Source organism: Streptomyces sp. NPDC102462 (assembly GCF_044765425.1).
GTDB lineage: Bacteria > Actinomycetota > Actinomycetes > Streptomycetales > Streptomycetaceae > Streptomyces.
In genome coordinates this window covers 440,561-453,766 of record NZ_JBIWKB010000001.1, presented here as the reverse complement: position 1 = coordinate 453,766, position 13,206 = coordinate 440,561, and the positions used below count along the sequence as shown (strand labels likewise).

Genomic DNA, 13,206 nt, shown 5'->3' with positions numbered 1-13,206 from the left:
CGGCTTCGAGAAGCGGCACAGGGAGGAACCCGCCCGATTTCGACCGGACGCGCCGAGTGCTACGGCAGCGTCGCCGTGCTGGAGGGCGGCACCAGGTCGTCCCCGTCGTCCGTCAGCGTGGAAACCGCGGCGACGACGTAGAGACAGCCCGCCGTCACCACCGCCAGACCGGCCAGAAGCGGGGTCCAGGCCCTGAGCCTGGCGGCGGCCGTACGGCCACGGAACTGTCTCTCCAGGACGGTGAAGCCGCGGAGGGTGGCCACGCCGACTCCCGTGAGGGTCAGCGCCATCCCGACACCGAACGTGAGCACGATGGCCAGGGCGCCGAGCGCACGTCCCGTCAGCAGACCGCTGACGAAGATGAGGAACGCCGACGGCGATGGCAGCAGTCCGCCCGAGAGTGCCAGCGCCACAAGGCCCTGGCGTGACCACGGATTGACCAGTTGCTCCACGTGGTGGTGGGCGTGGGCGGTGGCCTCCTGCGCAGCGGTCTCATGGCCATGGTGTCCATGGGCGTGCCCGTGCCCGTGCTCGTGGTGGAGCTGGGCGGAGTGGCTGTGCCCGTGGGAATGCCCACGGCGGCGCAGCTGCCGGTGGACCAGGCTCATCCCCACGAACGCGACGACCGCCCCGGCCGCGGCCTGCATCCACGCGGTGGCGGTCTTCGTGCTGACCGCCGTGCCGCTCACCCCGACCCACAGCAGCGCGAGCACCAGCACCGAGAAGGTGTGCATGGTGGCAACGATCACGCCGAGCCGTACCGCGTCCTTGTAGCGTCCCCGCGTGCCCACCAGGAACGCGGCGGTGATGCTCTTGCCATGGCCCGGGGCGACGGCATGAGCCGCGCCGACACCGAGCGCGACGACCAAGGCGACCCAGAAGAGCGCGTTCCCGTCGAAAAGGGCTATCAGGTGGTTGTCGGCGCGTCCGATGCCTGTCATATGTCACTCCTGGTGCCTGCGCCGGTGTCGGCGGTCGTCACGGCGCTGCGGCGCGACCGCCGCAAGGCCCACCCGCCGATCGCCAGGGCGGCGACAGCGGTACCGACGGAGAAGACCGCGACCGTCCTGCGGACGCTTCCGCCCGAGGCCGTGAACCGTACGTGTGCGGTCGGCTCGGCGGAGGTGAACAGCGTCTGCTGCGGCTCGGCCGGGCCCTGCACGGTGAGCATGGTCCGATACGCGGGGTGAAGGTCCGTGAGGGCGCTGATCGTGACGTCCACCTCGACCACCGGGGCCGGGCAGGCGAAGACCAGCTGAGCCCCTTGGGCCACGAAGTCCTCCATCGCCCCTGCCACGGTCCCCCGGCAGGGCCGGCCCGCCTGACCGACCGCGATGTGCCCCAGCAGATACGACCGCACTGCCGGCGACCGCCGCAGCCTCTGCTCGAAGGACAGGCCCGGGGAACCACCGCCGTTGCCATCGAGGACACCGAGTGACTGACCGAGCGTCACCCAGTCCAGTTTGTCGGTGTTCCAGGCGAGCAGCAGACGAGAGCCCCGGACGCTGACCTCCGCAGTGGACGGCGGTCCGAACGGGTGCGCGTCGGCGGACGGGGCGGGCCCCACGAAGGCGGCGAGGACGGCCAGCGTGACCCCTGCCGCCCAGGTGCCCGGCGACAGCCGGGCCAGTGCCGTCGAACGGGCGAGGATCTGCAGGGACACGGTGCGGTTCTTTCGTGCGGTCTGTGCATGCCGGCGCTCGATCACGCGACGCCGGAACCGCACTGTGTCCGGCTGACCGGACCTTTGCCATACCTTTGCCGGACGATCACATGGAGACCAGATGAACTCGCAGTCTGCGAACCGGGTCACGGCATGTCAGCAGCCGTCCACCGTCTGAAGAGACCGGCGCGCGGGCATGGCCGTGCCGGGTGCGCACCGGGCCCGTCGGCGGTGCGCACCCGGCACAGGGCATCCGCTCAGGCGCGGACCGGCGCCTGAGCGGCCGGCGCCTCCTCGTCGGCGGAGTCGTCGGCGGCCCCGCGCAGGGCGGGGATGAGGCAGGCGACGGCGGCCGACAGCAGTGCCACGCCGCAGCCGATCAGCAGGCCCGTGCGGAAACCGTCCTCGGAGGCGAGCGTGTGGCCGCCCATCGTGATGGTCATCTGTGCCAGGACGACACCGATGACCGCCGAGCCGATGGTCGTGCCGAGCGAACGCATCAGGGCGTTGAAGCCGTTGGCCGCCGCCGTCTCGGACAGCGGTACGGCGCTCATGATCAGGGCGGGCATCGCGCCGTAGGCGAGGGCGACGCCACTGTTGATCACGATGCCGACCACCATCAGGCCCCAGGCGGTGCCCATCAGCGGCAGCGCGATCCCGTACCCGGCCGCGATCACCACCGCGCCGCAGACCAGGGCGAACTTGGGGCCGCGTGCGTTGATCAGCTTTCCGCCGAGCGGGGAGACGATCATCATCATCACGCCGCCGGGCGCCATCCACAGGCCGGCCGCCAGCATCGACTGGCCCAGGCCGTAGCCGGTGGCCTCGGGGAACTGGAGCAGCTGCGGCGCGATCAGCATGAAGGCGTACATGCCGACACCGATGAGGATCGACGAGACGTTGGTCAGCAGCACCCGCGGGCGGGCCGTCGTGCGCAGGTCGACCAAGGGCTCGCGGGTGCGCAGCTCGTAGAAGCCCCACACCGCGAGCGCGGCGACCGCGAGGGCGAACAGGCCCAGCGTGGTGCCCGAACCCCAGCCCCAGTCGCCGCCCTTGGAGATCGCCAGCAACAGCGACACCAGGCCGATGGCCAGACCCACGGCGCCGGGGACGTCAAAGCGCTGCCCCTTCGCGCCGGCCGGCACATCCGGCACGATGAAGAAGATCAGCGCGCCGATCAGCAGGGCGAGACCGGCCGAGCCCCAGAACAGCACCCGCCAGTTCGCGTACTGGGCGACGGCCGCGGCCAGGGGCAGGCCGATGGCGCCGCCGATGCCCATGGAGGCACTGACCAGGGCGATGGACCCGCTCAGTCGCTCCGTCGGTACGACATCGCGCAGCAGAGCGATGCCCAGCGGCACCATGCCCATGCCCATGCCCTGGAGACCGCGTCCGACGATCATCGGCACGATGGACGAGGCGAGCGCGCACACCACCGAGCCGGCGACCAGCGGCACGGCACAGATCAGCAGCATGCGCCGCTTGCCGATCAGGTCGCCGAGGCGCCCGGAGACCGGCACACACACGCCCGCGACGAGCAGGGTGACGGTGATCACCCATGCCGCGTTGGAGGGGCTGGTGTGCAGGATCTGCGGCATCTCCGCGATCAGCGGGGTCACCAGCGTCTGCATGATCGCGGCGACGGTGCCAGCCAGCGCGAGTGTGGCGACGACGGCGCCTGAACGGGTGGTCGGCTGGGGGCCGTCCATCATGGGGCTCCTCTGTGAACGTCAATCGGGAAGCGGCGAAGCGCTTTGTGCATGATGCACATCGAGTGGGCCGACCATACCTCATGCATGATGCATATGATGGACCGCGAGGTGAACTGAAGGGGCCCAGAGCAAGGGAGCGGGCATGTGAACAGGGCGGACGAGGCGGACACGGCCACGGGTCTGGTCGAGTTCGAACAGATGCTGCTGAGCCGCTATCTGCATCTGAACAAGGGCAGGGAACGAGGCCCCGGCAGTGTCCTGGACCGCAGTGCCTACATCCTCCTCAGCCGTGTCCGCATGGAAGGCCCCATGTCGATCGGGCAGCTCGGCGAGGCGTTCCGTCTTGACGCGTCCACCCTGAACCGGCAGACGGCGGCCGCCATGCGCGCCGGTCTCGTCGAACGCATCCCCGATCCCGAAGGGGGGATGGCCCGCAAGTTCCGCATCACCCAGGAGGGCGCGCGGCAGCTCGAACGGGAACGCGCGCGCATCATCGCCGGCCTCGACCGCATCATGGCCGACTGGCCGGACGCGGACATCGCGGCCTTCGCCGGCTTCCTCCGGCGCTTCAACTCGGGCATCGAACGCATCCACGGCCTGCCCTGGCCCCGCCCGCGGGCAGCAACCCCCACCCCGCCGACCTGACACGCACATGCTCCAACCGACTCGGGTCATCCGGCCGAGAAGCCGGCGCGGGCGTGGCCTCGCGCGCCCGTGCGACCCCCGCCTACCCGCCGGCGAAGCTGGGGTTTTCCTGCGGGGAAGTGCCGGCCGGTACCCTGCCGGGATGACGCAGCACCCCATGCCGGACGGGCGGCGGCCGGCGAACCAGGGGCCGAGGGCTGCCGCCCGCAACCGGGCCGCCCTGGTTGCCGCCGCCCGTGCGATCTACGCGGAGCACGGTCTCGATGCCCCGCTGTCCGCGATCGCGCGGCGGGCCGGGGTCGGACAGGGCGTTCTGTACAGGCATTTCCCGGACCGCGCCGCCGTGGCGACGGCCGTGCTCGAGGAGAACGTGCGGCAGATCGAGCAGGCGGCCGCCGCCCCGGACGCCGACCTGGCCAGCGTGCTGGGCGTGCTGACCTGGCATCTGACGGAGTCGGCGGCCTTCATCGGCTTCCTGCACGCCGACGGCGAGTACCGGCGCTCCGGCGCCCTCGCCCGTGGCCTGGCGCTCGCCGAGCGGGTCAAGGGCGCCCTGCGCGGACATCTTCCGGCCGGTCACCGGCTGGCCACGGCGGACGACCTCATGCTCGCCGTCTCCATGGTCTCGGGCGCGGCCTCCGGACTCACGCGGGCGGAGCGTGAACGCCGGGTGCTGGCCGCGTGGCGGCTGCTCGGCGTCGAGGTGGGACCTCTGCGCCCCTTCGACGGGTGACCGCGGGTCGCATCAGCCTCCGTTGGACTGGCGGATGCCTTCCGCCAACGCGTCGAAGCGGTAGAGGAACCCTCCGGCGGGACCGCTGACGGTCATGTACGCGGTGGTCCCGCCGGGTGTGATGGCGATGTTCGTCGCCGACTCAAGCCCCTTCGCACGGGCGGGAATCTCGATCGTGGCGAGGCGCCGCCCGTACCGGTCGTAGACCAGCATGGCGGGACGGCCGTGCAGTGCCTGGTAGAGGTTGCCGTCGGCGTCCACGGCGATGGAGTCGGTCTGGGCGAGGCCGCCGTCGACGCGGACGGCCGTATGCCGGGCGGCGGCACGCCCCTCGTCGCTGAGGCGGAGGTAGGAGATCCGGTTCTCGGTGAGTTCACTGATCCACAGCCCGCGGTAGTCCGCGTCGAAGGAGATGCCGTTCGTGGCCGCCAGGTCCCGGGCCAGGACGGTGGCCGTCCGGCCGTCCCGGCTGACGCGGACGACGCGGCCGTGCGTCTCGCCGGTGGACAGGCCGCGTGAGTCGCTGACGTACAGGTTGCCGTTCCGGTCGAAGGTGATGTCGTCGGGGTTCATCTGCGCCCCGTCGACAGGGCCGGAGAAGAAGGTCCGGGGGTCGCTGCCGTCCGGGGCCAGGCTGATGATCTCGCCGTGCGCGTAGTCGGAGAGGTAGAGGCGCCCGTCGTACGGGCTGAACTGCGCGGAGGTGTAGGCGCCCCGGCTGTCGGTGTGCAGCGCCTGGGACCTCTTCTTCCGGACATCGACGCGCAGCACCTTCGGCTCGCCCGCGGGAGCGGTGACGTCGACGACGATCAGGCGGCCGTCCTTGTCGAAGACCGGGCCTTCCAGCAAGGTCATTCCGGTCTCGGGGTGGACCTGGGTCAGCCGCATGACCTCGTGCGCGCGGATGGTCCTGCCCGTGCCCGCGGCGGACGGGCCGCTGTCGGTGGCGGCCGTCTGCGTACCGCATCCGGTGAGGGCGAGCGTCGCGGCGGCGGCGAGGGCGGCGAGGACCTGAGCCGGGCGTTGTGGCATGAGGCGTCTCTCTTTCTGTCGGCGGATGCGGTGGTGCGTGCCTTCCGGCACCGGTGGACGCGCCTTGGCCGGATACCGCGGTGCGCCCGCCCCTCAACCGGACAGTGTTGTCCGGTTGTTGCTACGGTAGCGGACGGCCGCGCATCGCGGACGCAAACCGTGAAACAGCAGACCGACATGATTGAGGGCCCCCCACGTGACTCCCCCGCAAGCACCGACGCCCGACGACCTCGCCGCACTGAAGGAGCGCTACCGTGTCGAACGTGAGCGCCGTCTGCGGCCCGACGGCAGCCGCCAGTACCGCGCCGCCGACGCCGAGTTCGGCTACTACGCCGCCGACCCGTACACGGGAGACCCGGTCGAGCGCGCACCGCTGCAAGACGCGGTCGACGTCGCGGTCGTCGGCGGCGGATTCGGCGGCATCCTCGCCGGGGCGCGGCTGAGGCAGCAAGGCGTGCCACGTGTCCGCGTCATCGAGACGGGCGCCGACTTCGGCGGCACCTGGTACTGGAACCGGTACCCCGGCATCCACTGCGACATCGAGTCGCACGTGTATCTCCCCCTGCTGGACGAGACCGGATACGTGCCCGAGTGGAAGTACGCCCCCGGAGAGGAGATCCGCCGCCACGCGATGCGCATCGCCCGTCGGTTCGACCTCTACGCGGACGCGTTGTTCTCCACGACGGTCACCTCGCTGACCTGGGACGAGGATTTCGGCAGCTGGGTCGTGGCCACCGACCGGGACGACGCGTTCAGGGCCACGTACGTCGTGACCGCCACCGGCACCCTCTCCGAGCCCAAGCTCCCCGGGATCCCCGGAATCGAATCCTTCGAGGGTCACACGTTCCACACCTCGCGGTGGGACTACGCCTACACCGGCGGCACCCCGGACGGCGGCATGACCGGCCTCACGCACAAACGGGTGGGCGTCGTCGGTACCGGCGCCACCGGCGTCCAGGTCATCCCGATGCTGGCCGAGGACGCCGGACACGTCTACGTCTTCCAGCGCACCCCCTCCACGGTGGACGTGCGCGCCAACCGCCGTACCACCGCGCGGGACGTCGGCGCCGACCACGACGGCTGGGCACGTGAACGCCGCGACAACTACCTCCGTATCGTCTCCGGTGAGACGGCCGAAGAGGATCTTGTGGCCGATCAGTGGACCGCTGCGGCCGGCCTGCTGGAGAAACTGCTGCCGAGCTTTCGCCGGGACGGCGACCGGGAAGCCTTCGAAGCCGCCTACGAACTGGCCGACGCCGCCAAGATGAACGAGCTCCGCGCCCGAGTCGAGCAGATCGTCACCGACCCGGACACGGCCGAGAAGCTCAAGCCGTGGTACCGCTACGCCTGCAAACGCCCCACCTTCTCGGACCTGTACTACCCGGCGTTCAACCGCGACAACGTCACCCTCGTCGACACCGCGGACACCCACGGCATCGAACGCGTCACCGAGCACGGCGTCGTGGTCGGCGACACCGCGTACGAACTGGACTGCCTGATCTTCGCCACCGGATTCTCCGTGGGAACCTCGGGCATCCACTCCGGCAAACTGCCCGTCCACGGCAGGGGCGGCACCCGGCTGCTGGACGCGTGGGCGCAGCACGGTCCGCGCACGCTGCACGGCTTCACCAGCAACGGCTTCCCCAATCTGATCCAGATGGGCTCCCTCCAGAACGCCAGCAGCGTCAACTTCACGCACATCCTGGACGAACAGGCCGTCCACGCCGCGGCCCTGGTCGCGGCGGCCGAGGCCAAGGGCGCCCTGATCGAACCGTCCCGCGAGGCCGAGGACGCCTGGATCGCCTTCCTGGCCGAGGGCGCCCCCGACCACGAGTGGTTCCACGCGGAGTGCACCCCGGGCTACTACAACCGCGAAGGACGCGGCCGCCCGAACGGCCCGACCGCCTATCCCCATGGCGCCGTCGCCTTCCACGAGTTCCTGGGCCGGTGGCGGACGGAGTCCATGGGCGAGATCCTTCAGGGCAGGGCCCTTGCCCGCTGATTCCCCGTGCGTCTCACCCGGGCCGCTCACAAGCGCGCAAGCTTGCACGGTGCTAGCGGTTCCCGAGTTCAGGATCCCTGTCGCCCGTGGTCTGCACATGGTGCAGTGAAAGCGCCCGGGCATGCACTTGAGGGGTCTGCACCCTACGGGCGGTCCATCGGAAAGGTCCGTGACGTCCAGTCGCCTGACGGGGTGAGGATATGCCCAGGACTCCCAATACGCGTCTCAAGGCGCTGATGGCGGAAGCCGGGCTGAGCCCGTCCCAACTCGCCCGCATGCTGCGCTCGGTGGCCGCCGAGCGCGGTGTGCCACTGGCCTGCGATCAAACCGCGGTGCGGCGCTGGCTGGCCGGCGCACACCCCAGGCCGCCCGCTCCCGCACTGTTGCTTGAATGCCTCTCGCGCAAGCTGGACAAGCCCGTCACCGCCCAGGACGCCGGGCTCACACGCACTCCGGCGACCGTGGTCAACTCGCCGGAGCAGTCCCCTTTACGGACGCTCATCCAGCTGACCCGGGCCGAGTTCGACCCGTCGCGGCGGGTCGTGCTGGGTGCGGGCGGCTTCAGTCTCGCCGCGCTCTCTCGCACCGGCCTGGCGATCTTCGATCAACCGACGGAACAGCCGCCGGCCGCCGCAGCCGCCCCGACGCACGTCGAGCAGGGCCACATCGACGAGATCAGCGCCATGGCGGCGCTGTTCCACGGCGCGGCCGAACGGCACGGAGGCGAGGCGATACGGGCCGCGCTGGCCGCCTACCTCGCCGACCGCGTCGCTCCCCTGCTGCACATCTCGGCCCATGACACCGTGCACCGCCAACTGCTGTCCGCCATCGCCCGGCTGACCTTGCTGCTGGGCATCGCGTCGGCGGACAGCGGACACCACGGCGTCGGCCAGCACTACCACCGATCCGCCGCGCGGCTCGCCACCGACGCCCAAGACGCCGTCACGTTCGCCATCGCGTTGCGCGTCATGGCCACCCAGGCCCACGACCTGGGCCACCACAGCCCGGCGGTACTGAATCTCGCGGAACAGGCCGTCGCACACGCCAGGCACGCCCCGCCCGCCGTGCTCGCCTACGCCCTGTCCCATCTGGCGGTGGTGCAGGCGCACGGCGACCGCCGTGGCGCGCTGGCGTCGCTCGCTCGCGCCGAGCACTGCCACGCGCGCGCCGACGCGGCGCCCGGCCCCTTCACCGGCTACCCTGCGGGCGCGCTGCACTACCAGCGAGCCCAGACCCTGGCCGCGCTGGGAGACCTCGCCGGCGCCCGCGCGGCGCTGACGCTCTCGCTGCGGCTGCGCACCGCCGCCGAACCCCGCGCCACCGCTCTCACCCGCGCGTATCTCGCCGAGACCCATCTGCGCATCGGCCACCTGGACGCGGCGCTTTCCCAGTGGCGGACCTTCCTCGCCGCCTACCCCGCACTTCACTCGGCCCGCGCGACCCGCCGGCTGCAGACCATGATCAGACAGTTGCGGCCCCATCGGGCTCATCCCGCCGTCCGGCAGTTCCTCGCCGAGGCAGCCGCGCTCGCCCCCTGACGCCGTATCGCGCCACACGTGCGGCCGCGGCGGCCGGACGGGGGCGCCGCGGTGGCCGGTCCACGGTTTCACAAGTGCACTAAGTCACCAAGTTCGCCCCCGTCCGCTCTTCTTGAGCGGCTGTGCACCGTTCGCCCCGGACGGTCTACTGGGCTGTCACAGCGGGATTCGCCCACACCGGGTGTTGGGCTCACCGAGCCATGGGAGGAGAGAACATGCCTCGTCTTGCCCGATCGGACTGGTACGACCTGACGCGGGACATGAACTGGACGCTGTCGTACGTCGAGGAAGCAGAGGCGTTCCCCGACACGATGTGCGCCAAGTTCGGCATCCCCGCCGAGAACTGGTGGTCCTGGGACGAGCCCTACAAGATCAGCTATCGCGAGTACGTGCACAACCAGACGGCCAAGGAGGCGTCCGTCTACGCGGTGAACTCCGTGGTCAGCCGTACGACGACGTACGAACAGCTCGACCCGGGCTGGAAGTCGGCCGCGCTGATCCACTTCAGCGCCGCGCCGTTCACGGAGTACATGGCGGGGTTCGGCGAGCTGCGGATGGCCCGGTTCGGGCGCGCGGCGGCGTGGCGCAACCAGGCGGTGTACGGCTTCCTGGACGAGATCCGGCACGCCCAGATCCACCTCTACTTCTCGTACCAGCTGCTGGCCAAGGAGCCCCGGATGGACTGGGCGCACAGGGAGCAGCACACCAACAACTGGGGGGCGATCGCGAATCGTTCCGAGATCGAGGACCTGGCCGTGGCCGGCGACGCCGTCTCGATCGGGGTGCAGCTGCCGTTCTCTTTGGAGACCGGCTTCACCAACCTGCACTTCATGAGTCTGGCCGCCGACGCGCTCAGCGTGGGAGACATCGACTTCGCGTCGCTGGTCGCCTCGGTCCAGACCGACGAGGCGCGCCATGCCCAGCAGGGCGCGGCGACCATCGCGGTGCTGACGGCCAGCGGCCGCAAGGACGTGGCCCAGCGCCTGGTCGACATCTCGTTCTGGCGGGGGTGGCGGCTGTTCTCGCTGCTCACCGGCGTCTCGACGGACTACTACTCGCCGCTGGAACATCGTGAGCGCTCGTTCAAAGAGTTCATGAACGAATGGATCGTCAAGCAGTTCCTGGACCAGATCCGCGAGGCCGGACTGGACAAGCCCTGGTACTGGGACGATCACTTCCTGCCGGAACTGGACTGGATCCACCACGCCTACCAGCTGGGCCTGTGGTACCTGCGGCCCACCCTGTGGTGGGACCCGGACGCGGGAATGTCCACCGCCGAACGGGACTGGCTCGAACAGAAGTACCCCGGCTGGAACGAGACCTTCGGCAAGCCGTGGGACATGATCACGCGGAATGTCCGGGAAGGCGCCCTCGAACGCACGGTGTCGCAGACGCTGCCGGTGATGTGCAACCTCTGCGACCTGGCGGTCCTCACCCCGCTCGGCCACCTCGCCGGACACCTGGAATCGCCGGCTCCGCTGACGGTCGAGCGCAACGGCCGCACCTACAGTTTCTGCTCCGCACCCTGCAAGTGGATCTTCGAGCAGGACCCGGAGCGCTACGCCGGGCACCTCTCGCTCTCCGACCGGTTCGCCGCCGGCCAGATCCAGCCCGCGACCCTGGAGGGTGTACTGGCCTACATGGGCATCAGCCCTGCCGAGAGCGGAAAGGACGCCACCGGCTATGCCTGGGCCGAGCCCGACCGGACGCCGGCGCCCGCGGCGCTCCCGGCGCGCGCCTGAGCGCTCTGCCGCAAGCCCCTGCAGTTCCTTGCCATCCCTTGCGTTCCCCTGGACGCACGAGCAGAGCGGAGACACCGTGGCAGTGATGTTCGTCCGTGCGGCATTCGACGGTGACGTGATGGTCCGGCTGATCCCGGTCGACGACGCCGACTCTCTGGCGGCCGTGGCCCAGGCCGTGGCCCAGCAGGCGGTCGGGTCCACGGTCGCCCCCCGGGACCGGCCCATCGGCGTGTGGCACAACGAGAACCTGCTGGACCAGCAGAACACGGTCCGGGCAGCGGGCATAGCCCCGATGGACATCCTGCGGATGGCCTACGTATGAGCGAGGACGTCCGCTGGGTGACGGTGCTGCCCGACGAGGAGTTGCTGGAGGGCGACTTCCTGGACGTGGACATCGACGGCCGGGCAGTACTGCTGCTGCGTCTGATCGGCGGTACCGTCAAGGCGTTCCAGGCCACGTGTCCGCATCAGGGGTCCCTGCTGGCCGACGGCGACTGGGACACGGAGAGCAACGTCCTGACCTGCCCCAGCCACCTGTGGGAATTCGATGTGCGAGACGGCCGGGGGGTCAATCCCCAGAACTGCCGACTGCGTGAATACCCGGTCCGTCTGAACGGGGACCGGCTGGACATCGCCGTCCCGGCCGGGACGGGAACGACGAGTCACTGACGCCGCGGCCGTGGCCATCGCGACCGTGGAGACGAGCAGACGAGCCAAGGGGCCGAAGTGCTGGACGAAGAGCCGCAACCCGCGGCCAAGATGGTCGGGCCGGTCATCCGGGGTACGGATTCCGAACTCACTGATGCCATCATCGCCGCCATCGAAACGGACAACCACGACAAGAACGTCCAAGTGATCGACAGGGGCGGCTACATAAGGATCCAGGCCGCATGGGAATGCCGGCTCACCCGGGCCAGCCTCGAAGAGGAACTGGGCGCTCCCTATCCGCTGTCGCAGATCGAATCCGTGCTGACCGCGTTCGCCGGCCGGATGAGGACCACCGAGGATCAACTGACCTGGTATCTGGAGAGGCAGGAGGCCGGCAGTGCACATCCGTAAACGCCCGAAGCCGAAGGCCTGGAGCGCGCTCGGCGACGTCAAGAGGAAACCGAGTGAGTACGAGGTGGTGACCGCCCGGTTCCTGCACAGCTTCCGGCGCGATCCCGCCCCGTTCGAGATCTCGCCCGCGGCACCGGTGAACCAGTGGTACCTGAAGTACCGCGAAGGGTCACCCTTCCAGGTCGAGGACTGGGAATCCTTCCATGACCCGCACCGCCTGACCTACCGGAAGTACGTCCTCCAACAGCACGGCCGTGAGACCTACGTCGACGCGCTCGTCGACGACCACGAAACCGCGGCCTCGGTGGACGACCTCGACCCGGAGTGGGTCCGCACCCTGCGGCATCTCGCGGTGCCCATGCGGTTTCCGCTGCATGTGCTCCAGATGACCAGCATGTATGTGTCGCAGATGGCGCCCTCCGCCTTCCTCGTCAACTGCGCCGCCTTCCAGGCAGGCGACGAGATGCGCCGCGTCCAGTGGCTCGCCTACTGGACGAAGTCCCTGTCACTGGCCCACGGGGACGAACTGGCCGCCACCGCGACCGCCCGGCACACATGGGAGAGTGACCCCGCCTGGCAGCCACTGCGACGAGCGCTGGAACAGCTCCTCACCGTCCGGGACTGGGGCGAGGCGTTCACCGCTTTGAACCTCGCCGTCAAGCCCGCCCTCGACACGATCCTCAACGGCAGCATGGCCGTGCTGGCCAAGCAGAACGGTGACGACCTGCTCGCCGCCCTGCTCAAGGAGTTCGGGCAGGACAGCCGCCGCAGCCGGGACTGGAGCACGGCCCTGGCCCGGTACGCCATCGAGCGGCGGCCGGAGTTGCGGCAGACCCTGAGCGCCTGGACGTCCGTCTGGCAGCGCACCGCGACCGATGCGGTGACCGCACTGGGCGATGTCTTCGCCACGGCACCGCTTCCCCTGTCGGCCGAGGACGTCGCAGGCCACGTGTCCGCACAGCTCGAAGCCGTCACACAGGACTGCGGACTGGACACGGAGGTCGGTTCGTCGGCGTGACCCCCACACGGCTCACCGCGTGCCCCGGAGGGCCGGCCCGGGAGTGGGTCCGGAACACATGG

At 70.1% G+C, this 13,206-nt stretch carries 13 protein-coding genes; 9 read left to right on the top strand and 4 right to left on the bottom strand.

Annotation, left to right across the window (positions count from 1 at the left end; genetic code table 11):
• Positions 1-59: 59 nt before the first annotated feature.
• The 3 genes from ACIRFL_RS01885 to ACIRFL_RS01875 all read right to left on the bottom strand — a co-directional run bounded on the left by ACIRFL_RS01885 (position 60) and on the right by ACIRFL_RS01875 (position 3,372).
• Positions 60-941 (bottom strand): nickel/cobalt transporter, encoded by an 882-nt coding sequence (locus tag ACIRFL_RS01885; RefSeq protein ID WP_404023079.1) that lies wholly within the window; start codon positions 939-941, stop codon positions 60-62.
• Positions 938-1,663 (bottom strand): hypothetical protein, encoded by a 726-nt coding sequence (locus tag ACIRFL_RS01880; RefSeq protein ID WP_404023078.1) that lies wholly within the window; start codon positions 1,661-1,663, stop codon positions 938-940. Before ACIRFL_RS01880 ends, ACIRFL_RS01885 begins: the two co-directional genes overlap by 4 nt.
• Before the next feature lie 257 nt (positions 1,664-1,920).
• Positions 1,921-3,372 (bottom strand): MFS transporter, encoded by a 1,452-nt coding sequence (locus ACIRFL_RS01875; RefSeq protein ID WP_404023169.1) that lies wholly within the window; start codon positions 3,370-3,372, stop codon positions 1,921-1,923.
• 201 nt (positions 3,373-3,573) lie between these two features.
• Here ACIRFL_RS01875 and ACIRFL_RS01870 point away from each other — a divergent pair, with 201 nt between their 5' ends.
• Both ACIRFL_RS01870 and ACIRFL_RS01865 read left to right on the top strand, forming a co-directional pair.
• A complete protein-coding gene (locus ACIRFL_RS01870) occupies positions 3,574-4,020 on the top strand; it encodes a MarR family winged helix-turn-helix transcriptional regulator (RefSeq protein ID WP_404023168.1) in 447 nt (148 codons plus the stop codon).
• 142 nt (positions 4,021-4,162) lie between these two features.
• Positions 4,163-4,753, top strand: a complete 591-nt coding sequence (locus tag ACIRFL_RS01865; protein ID WP_404023076.1) for a TetR/AcrR family transcriptional regulator — start codon at positions 4,163-4,165, stop codon at positions 4,751-4,753.
• A gap of 12 nt (positions 4,754-4,765) precedes the next feature.
• On the opposite strand, the gene ACIRFL_RS01860 is transcribed toward ACIRFL_RS01865, so the two are convergent.
• Entirely contained in the window at positions 4,766-5,785 is a 1,020-nt protein-coding gene (locus ACIRFL_RS01860) for an SMP-30/gluconolactonase/LRE family protein (RefSeq protein ID WP_404023074.1), read from the bottom strand.
• A 196-nt stretch (positions 5,786-5,981) separates the two neighbouring features.
• Between ACIRFL_RS01860 and ACIRFL_RS01855 the strand changes: the two genes are divergently transcribed.
• The 7 genes from ACIRFL_RS01855 (at position 5,982) to ACIRFL_RS01825 (ending at position 13,144) form a co-directional block, all read left to right on the top strand.
• The gene (locus tag ACIRFL_RS01855; RefSeq protein WP_404023073.1) at positions 5,982-7,787 is read left to right on the top strand and encodes a flavin-containing monooxygenase; all 1,806 of its coding nucleotides are present in this window, start codon (positions 5,982-5,984) and stop codon (positions 7,785-7,787) included.
• A gap of 200 nt (positions 7,788-7,987) precedes the next feature.
• Positions 7,988-9,325: a hypothetical protein gene (locus ACIRFL_RS01850; RefSeq protein ID WP_404023071.1), complete on the top strand. Its 1,338-nt coding sequence runs from the start codon at positions 7,988-7,990 to the stop codon at positions 9,323-9,325.
• A gap of 215 nt (positions 9,326-9,540) precedes the next feature.
• Positions 9,541-11,067, top strand: a complete 1,527-nt coding sequence (locus tag ACIRFL_RS01845) for a YHS domain-containing protein (protein WP_404023070.1) — start codon at positions 9,541-9,543, stop codon at positions 11,065-11,067.
• 85 nt (positions 11,068-11,152) lie between these two features.
• The gene (locus ACIRFL_RS01840) at positions 11,153-11,389 is read left to right on the top strand and encodes a toluene-4-monooxygenase system B family protein (protein WP_404023167.1); all 237 of its coding nucleotides are present in this window, start codon (positions 11,153-11,155) and stop codon (positions 11,387-11,389) included.
• The gene (locus ACIRFL_RS01835) at positions 11,386-11,736 is read left to right on the top strand and encodes a Rieske 2Fe-2S domain-containing protein (RefSeq protein ID WP_404023068.1); all 351 of its coding nucleotides are present in this window, start codon (positions 11,386-11,388) and stop codon (positions 11,734-11,736) included. Before ACIRFL_RS01840 ends, ACIRFL_RS01835 begins: the two co-directional genes overlap by 4 nt.
• 57 nt (positions 11,737-11,793) lie before the next feature.
• The gene (locus ACIRFL_RS01830; protein WP_404023066.1) at positions 11,794-12,126 is read left to right on the top strand and encodes an MmoB/DmpM family protein; all 333 of its coding nucleotides are present in this window, start codon (positions 11,794-11,796) and stop codon (positions 12,124-12,126) included.
• A complete protein-coding gene (locus tag ACIRFL_RS01825) occupies positions 12,113-13,144 on the top strand; it encodes a hypothetical protein (protein WP_404023064.1) in 1,032 nt (343 codons plus the stop codon). The genes ACIRFL_RS01830 and ACIRFL_RS01825 overlap by 14 nt, the downstream gene beginning before the upstream one ends.
• The last annotated feature ends 62 nt before the right edge of the window (positions 13,145-13,206 follow it).